Annotated in this window: 21 protein-coding genes; 18 read left to right on the top strand and 3 right to left on the bottom strand. The window is 52.8% G+C overall.

Annotated elements, in window-relative coordinates:
- Positions 1 to 156 precede the first annotated feature (156 nt).
- Positions 157 to 1,476 carry an ATP-binding protein gene (locus ACO6VE_RS13520; RefSeq protein ID WP_422461766.1) on the top strand — a complete coding sequence of 440 codons (1,320 nt, stop codon included), beginning with the start codon at positions 157 to 159 and terminating at the stop codon, positions 1,474 to 1,476.
- A gap of 204 nt (positions 1,477 to 1,680) precedes the next feature.
- On the opposite strand, the gene ACO6VE_RS13515 is transcribed toward ACO6VE_RS13520, so the two are convergent.
- Positions 1,681 to 2,016 (bottom strand): hypothetical protein, encoded by a 336-nt coding sequence (locus ACO6VE_RS13515; protein WP_422461764.1) that lies wholly within the window; start codon positions 2,014 to 2,016, stop codon positions 1,681 to 1,683.
- Between the two features lie 207 nt (positions 2,017 to 2,223).
- On the opposite strand from ACO6VE_RS13515, the gene ACO6VE_RS13510 reads away from it, so the two are divergent.
- The 13 genes from ACO6VE_RS13510 to ACO6VE_RS13450 all read left to right on the top strand — a co-directional run bounded on the left by ACO6VE_RS13510 (position 2,224) and on the right by ACO6VE_RS13450 (position 13,326).
- Positions 2,224 to 2,496: a hypothetical protein gene (locus tag ACO6VE_RS13510; protein ID WP_422461762.1), complete on the top strand. Its 273-nt coding sequence runs from the start codon at positions 2,224 to 2,226 to the stop codon at positions 2,494 to 2,496.
- The gene (locus ACO6VE_RS13505) at positions 2,417 to 2,812 is read left to right on the top strand and encodes a tyrosine-type recombinase/integrase (protein ID WP_422461760.1); all 396 of its coding nucleotides are present in this window, start codon (positions 2,417 to 2,419) and stop codon (positions 2,810 to 2,812) included. The genes ACO6VE_RS13510 and ACO6VE_RS13505 overlap by 80 nt, the downstream gene beginning before the upstream one ends.
- A gap of 198 nt (positions 2,813 to 3,010) precedes the next feature.
- Complete coding sequence (locus ACO6VE_RS13500; RefSeq protein ID WP_422461758.1) at positions 3,011 to 3,169, top strand: hypothetical protein; 159 nt, start codon at positions 3,011 to 3,013, stop codon at positions 3,167 to 3,169.
- Between the two features lie 109 nt (positions 3,170 to 3,278).
- Positions 3,279 to 5,327, top strand: a complete 2,049-nt coding sequence (locus ACO6VE_RS13495; protein ID WP_422461756.1) for a portal protein — start codon at positions 3,279 to 3,281, stop codon at positions 5,325 to 5,327.
- Between the two features lie 597 nt (positions 5,328 to 5,924).
- Positions 5,925 to 6,557, top strand: coding sequence for a hypothetical protein (locus ACO6VE_RS13490; RefSeq protein ID WP_422461754.1), 633 nt, complete (start codon positions 5,925 to 5,927; stop codon positions 6,555 to 6,557).
- Between the two features lie 34 nt (positions 6,558 to 6,591).
- Entirely contained in the window at positions 6,592 to 7,458 is an 867-nt protein-coding gene (locus ACO6VE_RS13485; RefSeq protein ID WP_209277172.1) for a hypothetical protein, read from the top strand.
- Between the two features lie 108 nt (positions 7,459 to 7,566).
- Positions 7,567 to 7,884 carry a hypothetical protein gene (locus ACO6VE_RS13480; RefSeq protein ID WP_422461752.1) on the top strand — a complete coding sequence of 106 codons (318 nt, stop codon included), beginning with the start codon at positions 7,567 to 7,569 and terminating at the stop codon, positions 7,882 to 7,884.
- A 3-nt stretch (positions 7,885 to 7,887) separates the two neighbouring features.
- Positions 7,888 to 8,544, top strand: coding sequence for a DUF6682 family protein (locus ACO6VE_RS13475; protein WP_422461750.1), 657 nt, complete (start codon positions 7,888 to 7,890; stop codon positions 8,542 to 8,544).
- Complete coding sequence (locus tag ACO6VE_RS13470; protein ID WP_422461748.1) at positions 8,545 to 8,889, top strand: hypothetical protein; 345 nt, start codon at positions 8,545 to 8,547, stop codon at positions 8,887 to 8,889.
- Positions 8,889 to 9,149, top strand: a complete 261-nt coding sequence (locus tag ACO6VE_RS13465; RefSeq protein ID WP_422461746.1) for a hypothetical protein — start codon at positions 8,889 to 8,891, stop codon at positions 9,147 to 9,149. The genes ACO6VE_RS13470 and ACO6VE_RS13465 overlap by 1 nt, the downstream gene beginning before the upstream one ends.
- Complete coding sequence (locus ACO6VE_RS13460; protein WP_422461744.1) at positions 9,149 to 9,505, top strand: hypothetical protein; 357 nt, start codon at positions 9,149 to 9,151, stop codon at positions 9,503 to 9,505. Before ACO6VE_RS13465 ends, ACO6VE_RS13460 begins: the two co-directional genes overlap by 1 nt.
- Positions 9,505 to 11,691: a tail fiber protein gene (locus tag ACO6VE_RS13455; RefSeq protein ID WP_422461742.1), complete on the top strand. Its 2,187-nt coding sequence runs from the start codon at positions 9,505 to 9,507 to the stop codon at positions 11,689 to 11,691. The genes ACO6VE_RS13460 and ACO6VE_RS13455 overlap by 1 nt, the downstream gene beginning before the upstream one ends.
- Before the next feature lie 6 nt (positions 11,692 to 11,697).
- Complete coding sequence (locus ACO6VE_RS13450; protein WP_422461740.1) at positions 11,698 to 13,326, top strand: hypothetical protein; 1,629 nt, start codon at positions 11,698 to 11,700, stop codon at positions 13,324 to 13,326.
- Here the strand turns inward: ACO6VE_RS13450 and ACO6VE_RS13445 are convergent.
- Both ACO6VE_RS13445 and ACO6VE_RS13440 read right to left on the bottom strand, forming a co-directional pair.
- Positions 13,323 to 13,610, bottom strand: coding sequence for a type II toxin-antitoxin system RelE/ParE family toxin (locus ACO6VE_RS13445; protein ID WP_422461827.1), 288 nt, complete (start codon positions 13,608 to 13,610; stop codon positions 13,323 to 13,325). The two genes, ACO6VE_RS13450 and ACO6VE_RS13445, sit on opposite strands and share 4 nt — an antisense overlap.
- Before the next feature lie 5 nt (positions 13,611 to 13,615).
- On the bottom strand, positions 13,616 to 13,858 hold the full coding sequence (locus ACO6VE_RS13440; protein ID WP_422461738.1) for a type II toxin-antitoxin system ParD family antitoxin: 243 nt from the start codon (positions 13,856 to 13,858) through the stop codon (positions 13,616 to 13,618).
- 98 nt (positions 13,859 to 13,956) lie between these two features.
- On the opposite strand from ACO6VE_RS13440, the gene ACO6VE_RS13435 reads away from it, so the two are divergent.
- The 4 genes from ACO6VE_RS13435 to ACO6VE_RS13420 all read left to right on the top strand — a co-directional run bounded on the left by ACO6VE_RS13435 (position 13,957) and on the right by ACO6VE_RS13420 (position 22,448).
- Positions 13,957 to 16,050 carry a hypothetical protein gene (locus ACO6VE_RS13435; protein ID WP_422461736.1) on the top strand — a complete coding sequence of 698 codons (2,094 nt, stop codon included), beginning with the start codon at positions 13,957 to 13,959 and terminating at the stop codon, positions 16,048 to 16,050.
- A 2-nt stretch (positions 16,051 to 16,052) separates the two neighbouring features.
- Positions 16,053 to 16,937, top strand: a complete 885-nt coding sequence (locus ACO6VE_RS13430; protein ID WP_422461735.1) for a hypothetical protein — start codon at positions 16,053 to 16,055, stop codon at positions 16,935 to 16,937.
- A gap of 12 nt (positions 16,938 to 16,949) precedes the next feature.
- Complete coding sequence (locus tag ACO6VE_RS13425; protein WP_422461733.1) at positions 16,950 to 18,092, top strand: hypothetical protein; 1,143 nt, start codon at positions 16,950 to 16,952, stop codon at positions 18,090 to 18,092.
- A gap of 111 nt (positions 18,093 to 18,203) precedes the next feature.
- A complete protein-coding gene (locus ACO6VE_RS13420) occupies positions 18,204 to 22,448 on the top strand; it encodes a hypothetical protein (RefSeq protein ID WP_422461731.1) in 4,245 nt (1,414 codons plus the stop codon).
- The last annotated feature ends 112 nt before the right edge of the window (positions 22,449 to 22,560 follow it).

The following is a 22,560-nucleotide window of genomic DNA, read 5'->3' as shown; positions in this document are numbered from 1 at the left end:
TTAGCTCAAATCGTTTTAGGAAAAAGTGCGCAAGTGTGTATTATTTTTCGATATTTTGGCCATTTTTTTTAGGACAATTTTTAATGGAAACACATTGAAGGAAAAGAATAATTAAACTAAGGTTACTGTAATACTGACTACAGTAATAATTATACGATGAAGTTTTACAATCGGGAAACAGAGCTCAACCACTTGCAAAACTGGAGCAATAAGGCAGCCACTGGCGGGGCATTAATGACGATTGTCATAGGCCGCAGGAGAGTGGGAAAAACCGCTTTATTGAACCAGGCTTTCCCCCGGGGAGGTGAGTATCGAGCCCTTTATCTGTTTGTTTCGAGAAAGCAGGAACGCCTGCTCTGTGAGGAGTTTGTTGAGCAAATACGCGCTTTGTTAAACGTTCCCATTTTCGGCAATCCGTCCTCACTCAGGGAAGTGATGGAAATATTGCTGCAATACAGCTGTACCGAACCATTAACCCTTATCCTGGATGAGTTTCAGGATATTCAGCGTGTCAATCCCGCCTTTTTTTCAGAACTCCAGCATCTCTGGGATCAGTACAAAGGCAAAAGCCAGATGCACCTGATTTGCTGTGGTTCACTTTACAGCCTGATGACGCATTTGTTCCAGAACAGTAAAGAACCCCTGTTTGGTCGCGCTGACAACCGGATTAATCTGCAACCTTTGAGAACCCAATTCATTGCTGAACTCCTCCATGATCAAAAAAGATTCAGTCCGGAGACCCTGTTGCAATGGTACATGCTCAGCGGCGGTGTCCCGAAATACCTGGAATGGCTGGTCAATATCGATGCCCATGAAAACATCTGGCAGACACTGGTCAGTGAACACAGTTTACTGATTGAAGAGGGTCACTACCGACTGGCCGAAGAGTTCGGTCCGGAGCATGGCACGTATTTTTCCATACTGTCGGCCATCGCTGCAGGCCACACCAGCCGCCCAGCCATAGAGTCACTGTTGGAAATATCCGTCGGACCACAACTGGATCGATTGGAAAAAGAGTTTGAAATTATTGAACGACATCGGCCCGTGCTATCCAAACCGGGTACACGACTGGTGAAGTACAAAATGGTGGATGCATTTCTGGCATTCTGGTTTCGCTTTATATACCGCCATCGCAGCGCCATAGAAATAGGCAACTATAGCTTTATTCATCAGGTGATTGAACGGGATTACCCCACCTGGAGCGGGCATTGGCTGGAGCAGATACACCGTGAGCGCATCGCTGCCAGTGGGCAATACAATATTGTCGGTAGCTACTGGGAGCGGGGAAACCAGAACGAAATTGATATTGTTGCCATCAACGAACTGGAAAAAATTGCCTTAATTGCAGAAGTAAAACGCAATCGGGCCAATATCCGGTTATCCCGCCTGCAGGAAAAAGCGGAAAAGCTTCGTCAGCAGCTGAAAGGGTACGATGTGCGGTTTGAAGGGTTTTCGCTGGAAGATTTTATCGATTAAATAATAAAAAGCGGTTTATCCACCACAAGCGGTGAAAACCCATGACATTGAACGCAATATCGAACCGTACAGATATAAACGCCTTCGGATCAAACTCCGGTAAGCCTGACTACCGGCAGTAAGGTTTTTACGGTGCTTCCGTCTCAGTAAAGGCCGCCAGCCCACGGGTAGCAGGCCATCCCCCTGTCGGGGCGCACCGGTGGATCAGTTCCGGTTCAGTAAGCCCTGCAACCGCCCCCGGTCAAAAATCACCTGCTCAAACGCCACCGGTGAGTCCGTTTCAAAATGGATCGCCACAAACGCCGGGCAGTCGTCATCCTCGCCGTTCGCTTTCATTTCCATCAGGGTGTAACGGTAGGCACCGGTGATCTCCCGATCCTGAAGACTGTCCGGCAGGACACAGATTTTCAGAATCCGGTTACCCTGACTGAAGGTAAAAGCAGGACCGGTATCATGGCGGTAGGAGATATCCTGAAAGTACCCTGGGATACGGATACCCAGTGCATAGTCACCACCAAACTGCTGTTGATAACAATCCATATCATCCTCACATTTTTTATTCGAGTGTAACTGCTCAGGCCTGTTGCTATCAAAGGCATGGCGTTGGCAGGACAAATATTGCGAGAATAAGTATTGATACGTATCAATGTTTGTACAGCCAATGTGGTGAATAATCCCGCACCATTGAGAAGGTGGATGACCGTCACGTAATGTTCACTGCCGTGATGGAAGATCGTGTGGCTTCATATGACCGAAGTCTCGGAGCACCTAGAGCAACGCGTCAGTATCTGGAACAATAAGCAAAAAGAGGCATCCGGCATGATGAAAGTCGAAAAATATACGCTAAAAGATGGAGAGACCGGCTGGCTGGCGCATATCCGCCAGAAAAAGAAGAGCTGCGAACCCACGGTTGTAACCAGTCGCTTCAGCTGTTCAACCTATGGCAACCTGGCTTTTCAGAAAGCCCTGGAATGGATTGAGAATCGGTATTACCAAACAGCGAATTCAACATCAGAATAACTCCGGCCAGCGAGCCTGTGATAAATTAATTGACCGCCGTTGGGATAAAGCCGGAGAAGCAGCAGGCCTTACCGGCAAAATCGACTTTTATGGTTTGCGGCACACCTTTGGTACCCGACTGGCTGAACTTCGGCTGGATCTGACAACGACTCAGGAGTTGATGAGCCCAGATCGCAAACACCTCGCGGTATCGGAATTAGGGGGGCTAGTAACTACTCACTCAAGAACCTCACTCTCACAACCCTCAACACCCCACTCTCACAGGCAACCTCAGCGTTTTATACGACATACGTCATTCACCCAGCACTCAACATAGAGCGAGTGATAACAAACAATAAGTATAAGATCGATTAAAAAATGGTTCCAGAAAACGAATCCACCTCACCAAAAAAGCCATCATCATACCAAGACCAACATAGTAAAACCCAGCTCTAAGCCGGGACTATTACCAACTATCCATACTGGCGATGCGGGGATCTGCAACGTAGAGACGGTAAAGGAATGCCAGACCTACGTGATTGAAGACAATGGAGCAACCAATGCCCAGGAAGGTTGCTTCGACGACCGGGTGGTCAGCTACGCCATCGCCCAGCAAATGGTGCTGAAGCTGCCACGGCGCAAGATCAATATCAATGAGCTGAAGTATCGGGCTCCAGGGAAATCGGCTTACTGATGGAACGGATAATCATTCTTTTTACTCAGCAGATGGTGGGTAGCTGGCCAGCCATTATGGCCGGCCATCGTTTTGAGTGGCAGCGACGCAGGGGCAAGAAGGTCAGGTAATGGAACACGGACTGGTAATGGTCGCTACTCCGGATCAAGTGACTCAGGCGGAGCTGGATGAAGCACTGGACAACGAACGTCGTGAACAGGCGGTGCGTGATGCCTTTGCTTCAGATCTTTACAGCCGTTGGCAGGGTTATCGGGAAGCCCGAAGGGAAGTGGAAGACGAGTGGTTGGAAGCTCTACGGGCGGTGAAAGGTGAATACGGACCCGAGCAGGAAAAGGTGATGGAAGAGCAGCAGGCCTTGAGCCGGGTGTTTATCAAAATCACCGCCACCAAAGTGAATGCGGCTTATTCCCGGCTGGTGGATCTGTTGTTTCAGAATGTGGATTCTTTCTGGGATATTGTGCCCAGCCCCATGGCGGATATTCCTGCTTCCATTAAACGACAGATCCGGATGATGGCCATTCAGGAGCTGTTGCCTTATCGACTTGATCCCCGAACCCGAAACCAACTCATCCAGGAACGTAACGATGAGATGGAGCGGGAGCTGCTTGCGGAAGCAATGGAAAGAGCTAATGAAGCAGCCATGAAAATGAAGCGGTTGATTAAGGACTATCTGATTAATGCCAATGGGCTGACAGAAATTAAAAAAATGGTTCGTGAGCAGGTCACATTGGGAACTGGTTGCATCAAGGTGGCCACGCTCAATATTCGTAACCATGAAAAATGGGAAAGCGAAGGCGATGAATGGAAGCTCACCGATCACCAGAGCATTGAGCCGGATATTGAGTGGGCCAGTGTTTTTGATCTGTTTCCGGATCCCTATTCCCATGACCCGGGTAAGCCTAATGATCTTTTTCGGCGCCATGTGCTGACCAAACATGAGTTTCGGGAACTGGCAGGTAGTCCCGGTTTTGAGACTGATACCATTCACGCCATTCTGATGGAGTCTCCCCAGGGTAATCATGTTCCTGAAGATTACGAACGGGAACTGCGCAATATCAACAATAACGATGAGCAATATGTTACGCCCCAGCGTTTTGATGTGCTGGAGTACTGGGGGCCGGTAGATGGTCATCAGCTCATGGAGTATGGCGTTACCGATATTGATGAGCAGGCAGAGTATCAGGCCAATATCTGGATCTGCGATGGCCGGATGATTATGGCCAGACTGAACCCACTGAAGCCGGAAGCGATTCCCTATAAGTTTGTTCCTTATGAAAGTGTGCTGCATCGGTTCTGGGGTATCGGCATCCCCTACATGATGAACGACAGTCAGGATGTTATGAACTCCACTGGCAGAGCCCTGCTGGATAACGCAGCCCTGACTGCAGGTCCCATGTTCCAGATGGATGTGAGCAAATTTCCGGAAGGTATGAGCCTGGAAGATGCCAAGAAGATCTATCCCTACCGGCTCTGGTTTTATGATGGAGAGGCCGGTGAAGGGCCGATGATTCAGGCCATCAATATCCAGAGCAATCAGAATGATTTGTCCGGCATCTTTGAAATGTTCCGGAGGTTTGCGGATGAAGAAACCTCACTCCCCAGTTATACCCATGGCGAACAGACTCAGAGCCTGAACAAAACTGCCAGCGGTATGAGCATGCTGATGACCGCTGCCAATGTGGCCCTGAAAAGCGTGGTGAAAAATATAGACGACTACGCAACAGTTCCTCTGATCGACAGTCTGTTCAATTTCGCCATGCGCTGGAGTGATAGCGAAGATGCCAAACGGGGCGATCTGGATGTGGTGGCTATGGGCAGTGCCGCGCTGGTGGCCAAAGAGCTGCAATCGGAACGGATGATGAATGCCCTGAATGTCAGCATGAATCCGGTTCTGGGGCCCATGACCGACCACCGTTATCTGTATAACGAATACCTTAAATCCCTGGATATTGATCCGGATAAAGCCCTGAGACCCGAGGAAGAACTCTATGCCCAATCCCATGCACCTGAAGCCGCAGGAGGCAGAAGCCGTTCTGACGGTGAGCAATCGTCCGGAGTACGAAGTGGTGGAGGAGTATCTTCTGCGCCGACGCAAGCTGCTGCTGGAGAAACTGGCAACGTGCCAGGATTCAACCAATTTGCGCGTCCTGCAGGGTAGAGTGCAGGAGTTGGATGACATTATCGCCTTGCAGCTCAGGGCTGCGACGTATTTGAAACAGCAGTAAAAACTAATCCGCTTCGGCGGTTTTTTTATGCCCAGGGATGGGCGGTATGCCGGTAACGCATGGAGCGGTTACCGGTGAATGCCTGAAATATGTGGATAAGCCCGAGCCCCACAAAATCAGGCTAAACCAAATGTGGACAAGCCATAGCGCCCCACAGGGAGAGTGAAAATGGCAATTGATGCCGAAAAGCTGGATCAGGAAACTGATGCTGAACTGGCAGCCTTAATGGGTCTTGAAACGGAAGCCCCTGCCGCTTTTGCACAGCAAGAGGACGAGCAGGACAAGCAGACCGACCAGAACCCACCCGCTGATGAGTTACCCCCGCCACCTGAACCGGAGCCGGAAGCTACTGACGAAGAGTCAGAGCCGACTGCCCCCATAGCTCGTGAAGAGAGCGGTGAAGACTGGCTGGACAAGTACACCAAGGCGGAAGAGTCCCGCAAGAATGCCCATGCCCTGATGACCCAAGCCACACAGAAAGCCGCAGATCTGGAGCGCAGTAATACAGAGCTTCAGCAACAGATGGCTGTGTGCAGGCCAAAGTGGATCTGCTCAGTCACCAGAGTGCCGCTCAGCCTGACCGTGAACCCGAGTCGTCTGATCAGTTTCAGGAACTCCGTAAGGATTACCAGGAGCTGGACCCGGTGTTTAACAAGTTGGATGAGTCGGAACAGCTCAACCGGAAACTGGAGCAGCGACTTGCGGCTATTGAGAAGGCTCGGCAGGAGCAGGAGGCGGAACAGGCCCGACAGGCATTCTGGGGCAAGTTGCGCAGCCTTCATCCGGATGTGGAACAGATCTCTGCCAGTGAGGACTTTAAAGGCTGGTTTGCACGACAAACGGCTGATGTACAGGAGTTGAGTCGTGTCAGCCCATTGGGAGCGGCGCAGGTCATGAGTCTCTATAAAGAGGCTGCCGGTCTGAGCAATCCAGCCAAAACCCCAGCGCCAAAACCAGCACCCGATCCAGCACAAAAAATGCAGCAGGCAAAACAGATGAGCGAGCCACCGGTGCGGTCCCGCTCGACACCAACCACTCAGGGTCGCCAACCCGCTATGACACTGGAACAGATCGCGGCCATGCCGCAGAAAGAGTTTGATGCCAACGAGGAAAAACTCGATGAGGTTCTGGCCCAGTGGATTAAGCAGGGAGGCAGGCTCTAACCGTTTCTCGAAAGAGATTCAAAGGATCTGAATCATGGCAACGACCACGTTTCCAACAGGGGCTATGGCAAATGCCCTGTCGGTTATTTATTCCAAGAAGCTCAACGCGAAGTTCTATAAACGAACCGTGTTGTCTGCTATCTGTAACACCAACTGGGAAGGCGAGATCCAGTCTGAAGGTTCCAAGGTAGTGATCCGTACCCGTCCCGACATCGCGGTAGCGGATTATGACCGTGCCACCGGGGTCGAGTACCAGGATCTGGAACCACCCAAGGTGGAACTGCCCATCGACAAGACCAAGTACTATGCCTTTGTGGATGACTACATCCAGAGCGCACAGTCCAATATTGAGCTGATCAACGAGTCTTCTGCCGATGCGGCAGAGAACATGAAGATCGCAGTAGACGGCGATGTACTTGGGAATATCTATACCGATGTGCATCCGGACAACAAGATTGACGGTGGTGGTACCGGCGTGGTTGTGGATAAGGCCAATGTGCTGGATTACATCGTCGATATGGGCACGCTGCTGGACGAGAAGAATATTCCCGAGTCTGGCCGTTGGCTGGTGCTGCCACCCTGGGTCTGTGGCATGATCAAGAAGTCCGAGCTGAAAGATGCCTCCCTGGCCGGTGATGGTACCTCCATCGTACGTAACGGCCGCTTGGGCATCATCGACCGGTTCACCCTCTACTGCAGCAACAACCTGGCCACCGCTTCGGGGGTGACCCAGTGCATGGCGGGCGTGAAGGATTTTGCCGGATTCGCTTCGCAGTTTATCAAGCATGAAAGCCTGACGCTGGAGAAGCACTTCGGTATGGGCCATCGTGGCCTGCAGGTGTATGGCTACAAGGTGTTGAAGCCTGATGCTGGTGTGCTGCTGGCAGCCAAGCGTTCTTAACCTCTTTTTTGAACCACAAAGTCACAAAGGCACGAAGGAAAAGACAAAAAGCTTTTCTTTGTGTCTTCGTGTCTTTGTGGTGAAAAGCTTTTCATGGAGATACAAAAGATGGCCTTTGATTTGGAAACCTGCCGCAGCAAGGATGAACTGGAATCTTTTGCCCGGCAGATGTTTAACGTGGAGCTGGACAAGCGCAAAAAGCTTGATGAGTTAAAAGACGAAGTACGTTTACTAATGAATGGTGGTGATCTGCTGGAAAAACCGGAAGAGCCTGACGAGCCGACAACTTCCTCCAAGGCGGGAAAAAAACCGCTGCAGTTTGTGCTGAACAAAAACACCAATAGCGTCTTTATTTACAATCCCAGGCTTAAGAAACGGATGGGTGTGGATCTGGAGTTCTGTGACCAGCAGGGAAACCGGCTGTAAATTATGAAGGTTACCGCCATCATCCAGCGGGTTCGCAACCTGCTCCAGGACAACACAGCTGTTCCCAGGTGGAGCAATAACGATCTGCTGGATGCCTATAATGAAGCATTACTGGCCGTGGTGCAGAACCGGCCTGATGTGAACTCGCAGTTACTGGCTTTTACCTGTCAGGCACAAGCGGTTCAATCGCTGCCCCCTGGTACATACCGACTGCTGGATATTGTGGATAACCCATCCACAGGCAGAACGGTGATTGCCACCACCCGCAGTTCTCTGGATAGCCTTTTGCCCAACTGGACGACGGCTACCGGAGAGTCTGTAGAGCAGTATGTCTACGACCAGAAAAGCCCATCGGTCTTTTATGTGTACCCTGTGCCCCCAGCAGATCATCAGCTGAATCTTCTGGTCAGTCATGCTCCCGCACGAATAGCGATTACCAATTTTGATACTGACATCCAGCTATTCAGCCTTGATGAGTTGTGGTTAAACCCGGTGATCAACTACATGCTGTTCCGGGCGTTCAGCATGGATATGGAAACGGAAGCCAATATGCAGCAGGCCCAGAGTTACCTGGCCATGTTTGCCAATAACCTGGGGTTGAAGTGGAACGTGGATCAAATGTTTCGGCAGATGCTTCAGGGCAGCATCGGGGAGAACTAAATGGAACTGGACACCTACCTTTCCCGAATCCGCCCTTATGCCAAGAGCTGCCCGGATCAAGTGATCCGTAATTACCTGATTATTGTCCTGCGGGATATTTGCCACCGGGCAAACCTTTGGCGACACCATGACAAACTGTTTATGGTAGAGGGCATCCAGGACTACACCTTGGCTTCTCCCGCTGGCAGTGATATCGCCACGGTTCAGAACCTATTACGGGAAGACGTCACCCGACTGGAAAGCCGTGACCTGCTGCCTCCTTACCTTTCTGCTGGAACCCCTTACTATTTCGCCATTTTCAGACCACGGCATTGCACGTTGCCCCGATCCCTGACAAGGATGTAATGCACGACATTGAGCTGACACTGATGCCAGCCTTTGATGCCACCGAAGTACCGGACGACCTGGCCAATCTTACCCTTGAGTTTGCCTGCTGGGGTGTACTGGCGGATCTGCAAATGATGCCGGACGAGCCCTGGACCAACCCGCAACTGTCGGAAGTGAACCGGCAGAAGTATGAGCGGGAATTGAACAAGAAACGTATCCGTGGGTTGGTCGGTGTCAGCAGTGGCGAGCAATCGGTGACAAGAAGGAGATTTGTCTGATGGCTGTGAGCGAGGTGAATCTTGAACCCCATATCCGGGGCAATAACATCAGTTTCCCCATTGAGTTCCGGAAAAATGATCTGCCTGTGGATTACACCGGCTGGACGCTGATTTTTTCCATGAAATATCACCCGTTGCAGAGTGATGAAGAAGTGGCGTTACGCAAGGAGATCACCGTTACCGGCAGTGAGGCGACGCTGGATATTACTCCGGAAGATACCCGCAACCTGGCAACCCAGAAATTTTATTATGACCTGCAACTGGTATCACCAGATGCAGATGAAGTGCAGACCGTCATGACCGGACGCTGGCAGCTGTTGGCCAGTGTTACCCATAACGTGGAGCTGTCGTCGTAATGGATAACAGCAGTTACCAGCCCATCGTCCTGCATCTGGATGATAACCATGATGTGATTCAGGTTACTGTGGAGGATGTGGTCAGGCCAATCACTGTCCACCTTGGCCCCTTTCTGAGCTGGGAACAAGTCACGAATAAACCGGATGATTTTCCGCCAGCCCCCCATCAACACACCGTCGCTGAAACGGAAGGACTGGCCGAAGCCCTAGCAGGCAAACCCGATGAGGCCCCGGACGATGGCAAACAGTATGCCCGGATAAACAGAACCTGGGCAGAAGTCGATGGTCTGCCGGATCAGGCAGGCCACCAGGGCAAGGCGCTGGTCACCGATGGTACCAGAGCCAGTTGGCAAGAACAGACAGGAAGTTCAGGTGGTAGTTCAGGCGATGTCGAAGAAGCACCGCAGGATGGCCAGCTCTATTTTCGACATAACGGCGCATGGACCGCAGTAAGCGACACTTTTCTGGAAACCACACCAGTTGGTTTAACGGCCTTGTGGGATGGTTCATCAACTGCACCGGCAGGCTGGCTGGAGTGTAATGGTTCAGAGATTGCTGAAGACGAATATCCGGCACTGTTTGCTCTGTATAAAGACAGGGTAGCAGCAGGCAAGGCATTTCTGCCGGACTACCGTGGCGAGTTTATCCGAGGTTGGGATCATGGCCGGGGCGTGGATGTTGACCGGGATCTGGGCAGCGAGCAGGCCGATGAAATAGCGAGCCATGCCCATGAAGTCGCTATCGCCATTAATGAATCCAAGTGGGATGCGATGCCGTTCGGTACCTCTGCCGATCCGGCGGTGATCAGAGGCCAGTATCACGACCTTGGCACCGGTGACACTGCGGAAGGCACTGAGCGGTGGATGTTGAGCAACAGCAGGGGAGGCGATGAAACCCGTCCCCGTAACCGGGCTGCCATGGTCATTATCAAGGCAATAGCCGGACCCAATCAGGTGTCGCAGCTTGCCGTTCCCCAACGCTCGGTTTATAGCGGCATCGCCGGACAGCAGACGTTTAGCCATAACTATGAAATCAACCGGCCTGTCAGCGTGTTTGTGGATGGCCTGAAGCTGATTAAGGACACGCACTTCACCGCAGATACCGGCACGGACATTCACTTGAATACCCCGTTGTCTGCCGACGCTGATGTTGAGATTGAGTCGTTGGGCAAGCTGACTCTGTACGAATCCAGTTCCGACAATCTGCAAACTCAGATTGACTCACTCAGTGATGATGTGAGCCAGATACAGACACAAGTGGCTACTCAGGAAAATGGGCTGACTCAGTTGCAGTCACAGGTCGCAACCCAAGCTAATGACCTGACGCAGTTGCAACTGGATGTGAGTAACCAGGGCAATGATGTTGTTCAACTGCAAACAGATATAGCCACGCTTACCTCTGGCCTGTCCCAGTCCCAGGCTGACATCGCTTCCGTCAACTCCGGATTATCTCAGGCTCAGTCTGATGTCACGAAGGCCACTTCTGACCTGAGTCAGGTAGAAAGTGATGTATCCGACCTGCAAAGCAACATGAACACCAATTTTTCCGATCTGGTACCAAGGGTGGAGACACTGGAAAGCCGGGTAATTCCCCCTGACCTGTCTGCCGCCTTTGCCGACCTGACCGCACGGGTGGAAGCCCTGGAAAACTCGACACCGACAGAGCCACTGGCTGATGAGGACGATGATATGAAATTACTGGGTACGTTTGAGCATACCAATAGTGCCGATATTTCAATTACTGATGGCTTCGATGACTCACTCTACTCCGGTTACCATCTGGTCATCAGCAATCTTGCAATAGAAGACAGTGATTATCGGCAAAAGAAACTGGGTATCGCTTTCTGGAATGGCAGCTCATGGCAGGATGGGTTTGGCATGGTCACTACCTCGGTGATCAAAACCGGAGCGGTTGATGGTGCCATGGAGGGCTCTTACACAGGCTACGTGTTGGCTGAAGCAGAAATGGATAGTGTCTACCTGTCCGGCACTCTGAGTATATCCATGAGTGGTTCATCAAAAGGGGCGTGGACGGCAAACTTTAATTCTGGCAATGGTAACCCTTACATATCAGCCATGCTGTCGGCACCGGTGTTTGAGTCTATCCAGGGTGTCAGGTTCTTCACTGATGCTCAGACTAACAATGTAATCAGTGGTACCTTTTCCATCTACGGGCTAAAGAAGTAACAGCCCATGAAACTCGACATTACCTCCTTTACCGGCGAAGTCCCGTGGCTGGACAGCCATCTGTTGGAAGATACACAGGCCGAGACAGCTATTGACTGTCGTTTAACTAATGGCAGCCTGCGAGCTTACCGTGCTTCGTTGGATGAGCAGGTATTGAACGATACCCCGAAGACCATCTATCTCTATCGCAATGAAGACGAACGATACTGGTTTGACTGGACGACAGACGTTGATGTTATCCGTTCGCCTGTGGCCGATGATCCCAATAACCGGGTCTACTTCACAGGCTCGGTGAAAGGTCCCCGTTACACCGATAACGGCCTGGCCTTGAGTGGTGGCAGTGATTATCCGGTCAATGACTTGCAACTGGGCATACCGGAGCCGGACGTAGCTCCCGTAGTCAGCCTCAGTGGCACACCGCTGGATGATGCGGAAGAAGTGGACGCTGAAACCCGCTTCTATACCTACACCTGGGTGGATCAGAACGGTCGGGAAGGGCCACCATCCCTGCCATCGGGTGAGATTGTGGTTAAACCCGGCGAGACTGTGGATATTACCGTAGGCGCCAGTCCCGGTGCAGTAGACCTGAACATTACCCATTACCGGATTTACACCAGTACTCAGGTGGGTGTGTATCAGCTCTGCACTCAGATAAACAACAATGGCACTGTAGCAACCGATACCCCGGTAGGCGTCACCAGTGTGGTGGATGAAACCCCGATGGATAGGCGAGGCGATATTCTGGAAACCATCGGCTGGGTAGGGCCTCCCAGCAATCTGCAAGGGATAGTTGTGCTGCCCGGCGGCGTAGCGGTGGGCTTCTCTGGTAAGGAGCTGATGTTCAGTGAGCCCTATCACTTATACGCATGGCCAGCGGCTTACCGGTTGGCCGTGGATTATGAAATCAGGTCACTGGCCGTAGCAGCCAACAGCGTAATCATTGTTACTGATGGCTATCCCTATGTGGCCTTTGGTACCGAACCCAGTGCCATGACCCTGGAACGGCTCGATACGGCACACGCCTGCATCAGCAAACGCAGTATGGTGGATATGGGCGATATGGCTCTGTACGCCTCCCCCGATGGTCTGGTGCGAATTGCTGGCGGCCGGGCTGACCTGATGACCCGCAATATCATTAACCCGGAAGACTGGAGAGCCAGATTCCAGCCGGATACCATCCACGCCTGCTTCCATGATGGCCGGTACTTTGGCTTTTATGGTGATTCAGTAAACGGTGGTGGATTTATATTCAGCCCCGACAGCGGCACCTTTACCGAACTCGGCACTTATGCCGATGCCTGTTACCGCGACCTTCAGGATGACAGCCTCTATCTGGCCATCGGGGATACCGTCAAGGCATGGGACAAAGGCTCCGAACTGATGCCCTATCGATGGCGCAGCAAGGTATTTCAAGGCAAGCCTGCCGCTTTTACCTCGGCAAGGATCATGGCCGACAGCTATGACAATCTGGGCTTCCGAGTGTTCCGGGATGGCGAGTTGGTATTGGAATTACAGGTGGCTTCTGACCGGGGCTTCCGACTCCCCGCAGGCCGGGGCAGCCGGTGGCAGTTTGAGTTGGAAGGTACCGATACAGTTACTGCCGTGATTGTGGCCAGCTCCATGGCTGAACTCTAAGGCAGCCAGTGAACGACATCTGTCCGTTGATGCAAGATGCGCAGGATATCAGGACGATGATCAATCAATTGATAAAAAATCAGATGGGAGCTGATGGGAATACTGTAACATCCTGGCTGGATATCCTTGCGGAGCTTGCCTGCTTTTGGATTTTCTGCCAGCCATACGAAACGATCAACAATTATACGGACATATTTGTCTGCCTGTTCAACGTCCCAGTTATTCAGTGTGTAAAGCCAGATAGATTCAAGGTCTTCCCGGGCCTGCTGACGGATGGTATACATCTGACTCACAGGTGCTTCCCATGCAAATCATCAAGCAGAGAGTGCACATTAAAATCATTAACCACGGGGCTTTCCAGGCCGGCTTTAATCTCTGCCCGAAGAGCTTCCAGTTTTGCTTCATCTTCTTCTAGCTTGCGAAGGCCCGCCCGGACGACTTCGCTGACAGACTGATAACGGCCTTGTTCTATTTTTTCAGCGACGAAACGGTCAAAGTGATGTCCCAGTGTTACAGAGGTGTTTCGGCTCATGGGCTGCCGCTCCTGTATTAATTATTAATACATAATAATACAGCGATACGATTGCTGCCATGTTTCAAATTCACATTCCAGGGTAACCATTTCCAATCATGGCAAAATTTCCTGCACTGCCGGCCACGGTAGACCGCTACGTACGCGAGTTTCTGAATCGGCTGGCGGGACGTTCCGGCAATGCTGGAGACAAGGCGGTGCTGCACAGTGAGCTGGCGGAGCTGGGGCTGGCCAATGAGATTGGTCAGCGGCTCAGTCTGCCTGCCTCCGCCGTGGGTTCTATTACTGACACCCTGGAACCTGCCGTGCCATCCGTTCCCGTGATCGAAACCGACCGGCCTGACAGTCCGACCAACGCCAGTGGCCTTGCAGCGACCGGCATCTTTGGCGCCGTGATTCTGGAATGGGAAGCACCTGCCTACAACGGCCATAACCACACGGAAGTGTGGCGTGCTCAGGTAGATGATCGGGAACAGGCATCACTGGTCCACGAATCCAATGGCAGCCGTTACACCGATGTCACCGGAAACACTACGCTGCATTATTATTGGGTGCGCCATGTAAACCGTGGTGGGCAGGTTGGTGGCTTTAACGCACTGGCCGGAACGCCAGGGCAGGGAACCGCCATTATCAATCTGGCGGACCTGCTGCTGGAAAGTCCGGAGCTGTCCGAGCAACCCTTTTCCGTGCGGAATGTTGGTACTGACGAAGAACCGGAATATGTGCTGATCTTTAATGGCTATCTGGCGGTAAACGGGCCGGTGAATATCAGCCAGCTTCAGTCCGGTGAATTACAGAATGGCACTGCTTTGACTGTGGGGCGTGGTTCTATTGAGCTGAGTACCGGCACCGATGGTTTTGGACAGATGGTGATTACCGGCAGTGGCGGCATTGCCAACAACGATTACCTGCTGCTGAAAGAGGGCCGTATCGAGTCCTTTATCTATTCCGAAACCTCAGGTCATATCCGCTACAAAGAGGTACGCCGGACGGAGAGCGGCGTGGCTACCAATGGCCAGGAAGTGGTGATTCCCGCCTATTTCAAGGCCATGCCCACGGTGAACCTCTACCCCCGTGACATTACTGTCTACAACGCCGATTACCCCGACCAGTCCCAGCGGCTGGAAATGGATCACAGCGTACCTCAGCCCCATCCCAGTATTGAGGGAGCATGGGTGTTTACTCCCTACGCCCGATTGTTGCTGGCCGATGGCACCAAAACCGATGCCAGCGGCAAGACCTATCTGGGCAGCAGTAACAGCCGGTGGTGGGCGGTGTATAACACCGACCAGGTGAAGAAAGTGACGGTCAACTGCCGTGTAGCCAGCCATCGCTCGACCGGTGAATCCACTGGCTACCAGAACCGCAAGGCCACGCTGACGCTGGAGTATCGTCCCGATGGCAGCGACTGGATCACCAGTGAATCAACCAGCGTCGATATTAACGAGTTTGAAACCCACGTATTGCAAGTCAGCAAAACCCTCACCCAGGCCAATTACGATATTGCCGTATCCCTGACCACGGAAGATCGGGAGGGTACGTTTACCAGTGGGTCGATTGATTATGAGTATGATCAGCGGGGCAAACTTGGCACGGCTCAGGATGTCACATTAAGCCCGGAGTGGTACGCAGAGTCTGCAACCTACGACATTACCATCAACAATCACGAACTCAGCGGCTGGGAAATTACCCGCATTGAATACACGGCCACGGTGGATATAAACATAGTGGTCAAAAACCTGTTCTACAGCGCCACTACTGGCGGACTCATCAAAGGTCGGGTCAGGGTTAAACTGCCCGATGGCGCTGGCGGTCACCAAACCTATGAAGAAACCACCCATCACGACTATGTTCACACGGACGGTGACCTGAACCAACGCATAGTCGAGTACAAGAATATTTTGCTCAGTTGGGCTGACACTACTTATTTAGACGGCAAAATCCATCCACCGATAGAGGTGTGGTGTGAGAGAGCCGGACATAGATATATAGGTATAGAAGGGCTAAAGCCCAGCAGCGTGGCCAATATCTACGTCAGAAGCATCAGAGCCACGGTTTACTACCGCAGGCCCAGATCCATCAGTACCTCCCCCGTTAACACCTTCTACTGGGACAGCACCAGCTACGACCTGGGGGCTACCGATGTCAGTCTGACTGACGCCATCATTCACTGGACTGCTACAGGAGAATAGCTATGGGACTATCTACATCGCAGGGTATTACCCGTTATGGAAGGCCTTCAGGCTCCGTAGGATCGGGGCTTCAGCCGGGCAGTGCCTACCAGGCCAGCCTGGACCAGATGGGGACATTTAATACCTTCTCTCTGGGCTCAAGTACCTGGTCAGGGAAGAATAATAATGAACAGCCAGAAATGCCCGACATCGCTCCTCGCTATGGCTACGATGATCAGGACGGCACCTATCAACTGAATATCGAAGCAGCGACTGATGCGGCAGACACCCTCAAGGAATACGGCGACAAGCTGTTTGATGTGTTCGATAACTACCAGCCCAATTTCCAATACCTGGGCGACAATGCCACGGTATCCGATGCCCAGCTTCAGAGCCGGTTGGGGGAAGCCAGCAGCGACTATCAGGCCAATGCTGATCTGCAACAGGCAGAGTATGAACGGGATATGCGACGGATGGGCGTTAATCCCAACTCGGCACGGTTCGCAGGTTTTGGTACCAGTAATGCCCTCCATAAAGCAGCCGGACTTTCTGCCATCCAGAACCAGGTGCGGGACACCGCCAGGGAAGAAAGCTGGAATCGTAACCTCGATGTGGCTGAGTTGGGACTAGATACTGCTAAAACCGCTACCGATGGTGTCAGCAGTGCAGCCAGTGTCTACAAGCTGGCGGCGGATATGTTCACGGATAACAAGATCAAGTACGACCAGCTTAACGAAGCGGCCCGTCAGTACGACCTTGGTTACGGCTTCAAGCAGGATGAGATGAAGCTGGCGGCGCAGAATCAGGCATTTAACCAGGGACTTCAACGGTGGCAGCACGGCATATTGCAGACCTATGAAAATAACGGGCAACCCAACTACCGGGAAAGTTTTGGGTACGGGATTTAGGAGAGAGCCATCATGTACATCGGACCAGACGGAAGGGTTTACCAGAACAAGTTTGACTCCCTGGGGCATTCCACCAAAATGCCGGGTTATGCGGATGAGCAGTTTGCCATCAACCAGCGGCTGGCAGAACTGCGCAACCAGCGAAGTGAAGCTATTGATCAGCGTCAGCAGCAGGAATTGCGGCAGCAGCAGATTGATGCTGGTGATACCCAGAACTTCTACAACCGCCAGAAAGAGCTGGCGGCACTGACTGGTCAGCCTTATGGCGGTTATGGCCAAGGAACCATGCCGGTAACTGGAGTCCAGTCCGGGCAACAGCACAGCGGTTCAGGTTATGGTATGCCCATGGAAAGAAAAGAAACGGTTATGGATCCGCTGGTGCAGGATGCCGGACGGTTGCACAATATGCTGAATAAGGAATATCGACGACAACGGGGCATTGCCGAACCGTCTGCCGCTGATCCCAATGACCTCTATAATGCCAAAGCGGCCAGAGGTGATGACGGGTTTGAAGGGATTACCCGTTTTATCAATCAGCATCCTGGCATTAAGGCAAGCAATGTCAGTGGCATCCGGTTCAGCGACAGTGATCGTAATAACGACCCACTGGTGAGTTTGATCGGTGACGATGGCAACCCGGTGAAACAATTCTTTCTCAGCTCTCTCTCTAACCTGAATAACTTTGCCGGGCAGAAGACCCAACAATACAACCCCGGCAGGCAGGTGAAAGAACCAGAAAAGCTGATGGAGCAGGTTCAGGTCATGGCACAGCAACTGGCAGCACAGAAGCTGGCAGGAGAATCCGAGAGTGTTCGTAAAAAGGAAATGCCTGCCGAGATTCAGCACCAGTTCCAGCAACTGATGAAGCAGTACGGACCGGCCAGTCCGGGTTATGAAGACATCGGCTTTAGCCAGCCAAACCAGACACCAGGCTTTGGTCTCTTTGATAATCGGGAGCAGGGTCCGGAGGGAGACTACCTTGCTTTCCTTCACAAAATGCTCGGCGGAGGTGAGCAGGAAGTATCACCTCCACCACCAGGCGTACCGGACACCGCAGCCCCCAAGCGTGGTGGCGGTTATGGCTATAACGGCTCCTACCCTCTGAACCGCGCCCCCGGCACTTTTCGCAATTTCAATCCTTTCATCGGGCGTTAACAGACCGCTGCCCGTTTCCCGTTTCCCGAACAAGATGAGCAAAGCTCCTGATCCCGCTTTTACGGGCAGCGGGTAGCGGGCGGCGGGCAGCGTTTTTTCAAGGACGATTCTATGAACTGGCAAGATTACACTTCCACCCCGCTGTGGCAGCAGAGTGATGATGCAGAAAAAGAACACCTGCGCTATCGCTACTGGAAAGATTACCTGGCACCCAATATTCCCTCCGAACACCAACAGGATGCACGACGACTGTTTGATGAACATACCGCCAGACGAGGCAACCCGGAAAGCAACTACCTTAAGGATGCCTTGTGGGAAGCACCCTGGCATCAACTTTATGGTGCGGGTGCGTCCATGGCCTCTGGAGCTGACCGTTTTTTTGGTGGCGATGGGAACAATACCGTCAGCCAATGGCTGCGGGAAAAGTCCGAGGAACAGCTCGATAGCATGACTCCCACCGATGTGGAGGCGATGCAGGGCTGGGACATTGAAATGGGTACCAACGGCCTGCCACACCTGAAGGAAGGCAGCACCTGGCGCGGATTCGGGCTTAATCTGGGCGGTGCAGTGGGGTCTACCTTGCCCACAATGGTCGGCGGAGGGTTAGCCGCCAGAGGGTTTGCAGCACTCGGAGGCAAAGCGTTGCAGGCCAGTGGTGCCGCAGCCACTGTTAAAGGATTAGACGACGCCCGGAGGGTGCAGGTGTGGGCGGATCGCATCCATAAAGGCAGCCATGCCGCAGGTTATGGACTGGTGGGTGGCTGGCAGGTAGGCGCCGATTCTGCCGACCGGGCAAAAGAGGTGATCTTGCAGGCCAGTCAGGAGGAATTGCTGGCCGACCCGAAGTTTCAGGAACTCTACCGGCAGACTTACGATGCCAGCGGTGGCGGCGATACCAGGGTGCCTTTCCAGCAGGCCAGAGAACTGCTGGCCGAAGAATCGGCAAAAAGTGGTTATCTTCCAGGATTTGCCGTGGGCCTGTTATCCATGGGAGTGGCCGGTCCGAAAATGGAAGGCATCGCCCTGAAGGCCAGAGGCTCCCGAAAGGGTAATGCCTTGCACGGTGCCATGACCGAAGGCTTGCAGGAATTTGGCGAAGGGTTTGGCGGTGAAATGGCTGCCAATTATGGTGTACAGCGGGCAGGACTGGAAAGGGATTTAACCGAGAACGCCCTGGCGCAGGGGATTAAGGGAACCGCCCTCGGAGCACCAGTGGGTGGCGGCCTGGGTTTACTGGGTCGAACCCGCAACCCGGAAGCGGCCAGCATCCTGCAGAACAAACTCAACGATTTGATGAGTCAACACCAGACCCTGCAAGACCAGATGCAGGAACCCCACGCCGACCAGACCATGCTGACAGAGCAACTGCGCCAGAACTCGCTGGCCATCGCCAGCCTGGAGAGCCAGCTTCGTGAGTTGGGCGAACAGGTGCAGCAGCCAGAGGCGGAAGCGACCCTTGACCCGACTCAGACACCGGAAGGTTGGGCGGATCACCACGAAGGTTACACTGACCCATTGACCGGACAGTATCATCCACCCGATCCGAAAATGGATATTCCCACCGGCTGGGACGACCACAACCCGAAAAGGCCCCCCGGTGGTAGCGGTGTTGGTGTGTCCGATATTCCCAATTCAGGACCGAAGGACTTCAATGGCTATGATCAGCCAGCCTGGCAGCGCAACCGGGCGGGCAATCCGGCAGAAGCGGTGCGATTTGGTCAACGCTATGTGGATACTGCCGAGCCTACCAGTAACCTGGAGCAGCCGAGCCAGTGGAATGGTCGCTCAGTTGGGCTGGAAGGTCAGTCACCCATAAACACGCCCATGGATACCCGGAATGTGGGTATGCCTAAGCAGGAAGTTCCGCAACCGGCACCGCAGGACAACCGTTGGAAGAACCGAACTGTGACCAGGGAAAAGTCACAGCCTGTCGAACCTCAGCAACAGTCCCTGCCTTATTACCCACCTGCCGACTTTACCGGCAACCGCTATGGCACGGTGGACTCCGATCCTCAAGCGGCACAGCAGGACAGTCAGCAACGTCGTGCCGAGCAGTTAGACCGGTCTGCCAGCCGGCACCCCGGCTCACCGGAATACACCGGCAACCCCGATCAGGATTTAGCCAGCTACACCGAACGGATGAACAGCCTGAACCGGTTGTTCCGTTCCTTTAACTGGCAGCGTGGTGATGAAAGCAAGAAGCGTCGTGTTCGCAAACTGATCGAGAACCAGCGTCGTCTGGAAATGAAAGCCCGAAAAAGTGGCCGTGGTATTACGCCGACCTCCATGAAAGAAGCATTGGCCAACCTGAAAGCCATGGTGGAAAGTGGTGAAGGTATTCGCTTTGAACGGGAAGTCAAAGCCATTGAAGACCGCCAGCAACAGGAAGGATTACGGCTGACTGCACAGCAAAAATCTGGAACACCGTCTGGCATTAAACCGGTGATGGGTAAAGGCAATGAAAAAGTATCCACAGCAGAACGGGAGCTGGATACCCAATACGCCCTTTATGAAGCCGATGATCTGATCGCCAGCCACAACGACACAGGCAAGGTAAACCCGGACTATCCGGTAGAGCTGCAACCAAGGGATCGCACCCGTCAGGCCAGTGAAGACCAGATCAGGGGCATAGCTAGCAAACTGAATCCGAAACTCTTGGGAGCCAACCCGCTAGCCAGTAGCGGTGCGCCAATCATCGGCAGTGATCGTGTCGTGGAAAGCGGCAATGGCCGTGTGTCTGCAATCCGTAAAGCGTACCGCAACCATCCTGAACGGGCGAAAGCCTACCGGGAGCATTTGAAGCAAAACGCCAAATCTTATGGTTTGAAGCCTGAGTCTGTGGATAACTTCAAACAGCCAGTATTGGTGCGTCAGCGTCAGGGAGAAATGGATACCGACCAGCGCATTGCTTTCACCAAAGAAGCCAATGCCCGCGATACCGCTTCAATGTCTCCGGCAGAAAAAGCCAAGCTGGACGCCTCCCGCATCACCCAGGAAGACCTCTCTCACTTTGATACCGATGATACTGGTGACTTATTGCACCGCAGCAATGATGTATTCCTTGCCCGGTTTGCCGACCGTTTGGGCAGCGAAGCCGGAGAACTGAAAACCCGTCAGGGTGACTGGAATAAACAGATGCGTGACCGTGTAGAGTCAGCCCTGTTTATGAAAGCCTACGACGATGAACGTTTGAATAGCCTATTTGCCGAGGACGACAAACCAGACCTGAAAAACCTGATCAAGTCACTGGCCATGGCAGCACCGCACTTTTCCAGGGCCAAAGGTATAGATCCGGAATTGGGAGGTTACGGAGTCATTGAATCCCTGGTGGAAGCCAGCCGCATCCTTCAAGACTCCCGAAACCGCAACCAGTCGGTGGATGAGATTTTGGACCAGCACTCCCTGTTGGATAGTTTCAGCCCGGAAACTGAACTGTTCGCCAGGTGGCTCGATGCCAACCTGCACAAATCAAAGCAAGTAGGTCAGGCTCTAAGCGAGCTGGCCAATCAGATTGAACAATACCTGCAAAAGCAATCACAAGCTGATGGCGATATGTTCGGAACCGCAGAGGCGACTCTAAATGATCTGATTGACCAGACCAATAACCAGCTGGAGAAAAACTATGGCGATAAGAGCACAACGATCAAAGACCCGAAATGGCAGCAGAAAGCCGAACCTGTTCAAACTGCTGAAGAAAGCAACCGAAGCAGTGAACCGGAAGAGCGATCCGGAAGAACAGTTGGCGATGCCTCAGAAGCCGAAAGAACAACCCAAAGGGATGAAGTAGACGACCTGCTCGATGCCGTTGATGATGGCACACTCGATAGCGACGAATGGACGGACGATGACTTTGCCGGTATTGAGGAGGAAGGCGGCAATTACGACACCCGGGACGGGGGAAGTGCCACCAAGCGCCGGGAGCGCGACTGGTACAACAGCCGCAATGCACCCCACTACTCCGTACCGGGATTCAAAAGCCTCGGTGGTGCAGAACGGGCAGCCATCAAACGCTATCTGGATGGCAGAACTGATAAACCGGAGATCATACAAAGGCTGAAGAAGCTGGCAGATACACCCTGGGCCAGAAAGACCGTCCAGTCCATGCTGATTCGTCAGACCATTGATGACCTGATTGCCGGAAACAATGTTGATTACCGTTCCCTGCTCTCCGAAAAAGACAACGCCTCGGTTCTGGACTATCTGAAAAACGATGGTGAAGCCGGACTCTGGCGCTACCTCCATAACGAAGACCTGCTCGGCCATGCAGGCAAGCCCCAGAACAGCATCAACGGCAGTTTCATCGACTGTCAGCCAAGCCGCGATTGTGCCTCCTTTTGCTACGCCACCAAAGGCTGAAGTGGTTTAATGACTTAGGATACCTCGTTAAGCACAATAGTACCATTGATGACGAGGTAGAAAGTGACAAAGCAGCGTAAGAATTATTCTCCGGAATTTAAGCGTAAAGCCA

The organism is Endozoicomonas sp. ALB115 (assembly GCF_049310245.1).
Taxonomy (GTDB): Bacteria; Pseudomonadota; Gammaproteobacteria; order Pseudomonadales; family Endozoicomonadaceae; genus Endozoicomonas.
Note: the sequence above shows the minus strand (reverse complement) of the source record. Positions and strands in the feature narration are given on the sequence as shown.

Bases quoted from the DNA above. Each gene is read 5' to 3' on its own strand.
- ACO6VE_RS13420 (WP_422461731.1), top strand. From the start codon at position 18,204: ATGAACTGGCAAGATTACACTTCCACCCCGCTGTGGCAGCAGAGTGAT.
- ACO6VE_RS13465 (WP_422461746.1), top strand. From the start codon at position 8,889: ATGCACGACATTGAGCTGACACTGATGCCAGCCTTTGATGCCACCGAA.
- ACO6VE_RS13440 (WP_422461738.1), bottom strand. From the start codon at position 13,858: ATGAGCCGAAACACCTCTGTAACACTGGGACATCACTTTGACCGTTTC.
- ACO6VE_RS13480 (WP_422461752.1), top strand. From the start codon at position 7,567: ATGGCCTTTGATTTGGAAACCTGCCGCAGCAAGGATGAACTGGAATCT.
- ACO6VE_RS13425 (WP_422461733.1), top strand. From the start codon at position 16,950: ATGTACATCGGACCAGACGGAAGGGTTTACCAGAACAAGTTTGACTCC.
- ACO6VE_RS13460 (WP_422461744.1), top strand. From the start codon at position 9,149: ATGGCTGTGAGCGAGGTGAATCTTGAACCCCATATCCGGGGCAATAAC.
- ACO6VE_RS13445 (WP_422461827.1), bottom strand. From the start codon at position 13,610: ATGTATACCATCCGTCAGCAGGCCCGGGAAGACCTTGAATCTATCTGG.
- ACO6VE_RS13515 (WP_422461764.1), bottom strand. From the start codon at position 2,016: ATGGATTGTTATCAACAGCAGTTTGGTGGTGACTATGCACTGGGTATC.
- ACO6VE_RS13495 (WP_422461756.1), top strand. From the start codon at position 3,279: ATGGAACACGGACTGGTAATGGTCGCTACTCCGGATCAAGTGACTCAG.
- ACO6VE_RS13455 (WP_422461742.1), top strand. From the start codon at position 9,505: ATGGATAACAGCAGTTACCAGCCCATCGTCCTGCATCTGGATGATAAC.
- ACO6VE_RS13470 (WP_422461748.1), top strand. From the start codon at position 8,545: ATGGAACTGGACACCTACCTTTCCCGAATCCGCCCTTATGCCAAGAGC.
- ACO6VE_RS13430 (WP_422461735.1), top strand. From the start codon at position 16,053: ATGGGACTATCTACATCGCAGGGTATTACCCGTTATGGAAGGCCTTCA.
- ACO6VE_RS13485 (WP_209277172.1), top strand. From the start codon at position 6,592: ATGGCAACGACCACGTTTCCAACAGGGGCTATGGCAAATGCCCTGTCG.
- ACO6VE_RS13450 (WP_422461740.1), top strand. From the start codon at position 11,698: ATGAAACTCGACATTACCTCCTTTACCGGCGAAGTCCCGTGGCTGGAC.
- ACO6VE_RS13435 (WP_422461736.1), top strand. From the start codon at position 13,957: ATGGCAAAATTTCCTGCACTGCCGGCCACGGTAGACCGCTACGTACGC.
- ACO6VE_RS13475 (WP_422461750.1), top strand. From the start codon at position 7,888: ATGAAGGTTACCGCCATCATCCAGCGGGTTCGCAACCTGCTCCAGGAC.
- ACO6VE_RS13510 (WP_422461762.1), top strand. From the start codon at position 2,224: ATGACCGAAGTCTCGGAGCACCTAGAGCAACGCGTCAGTATCTGGAAC.
- ACO6VE_RS13505 (WP_422461760.1), top strand. From the start codon at position 2,417: ATGGCAACCTGGCTTTTCAGAAAGCCCTGGAATGGATTGAGAATCGGT.
- ACO6VE_RS13520 (WP_422461766.1), top strand. From the start codon at position 157: ATGAAGTTTTACAATCGGGAAACAGAGCTCAACCACTTGCAAAACTGG.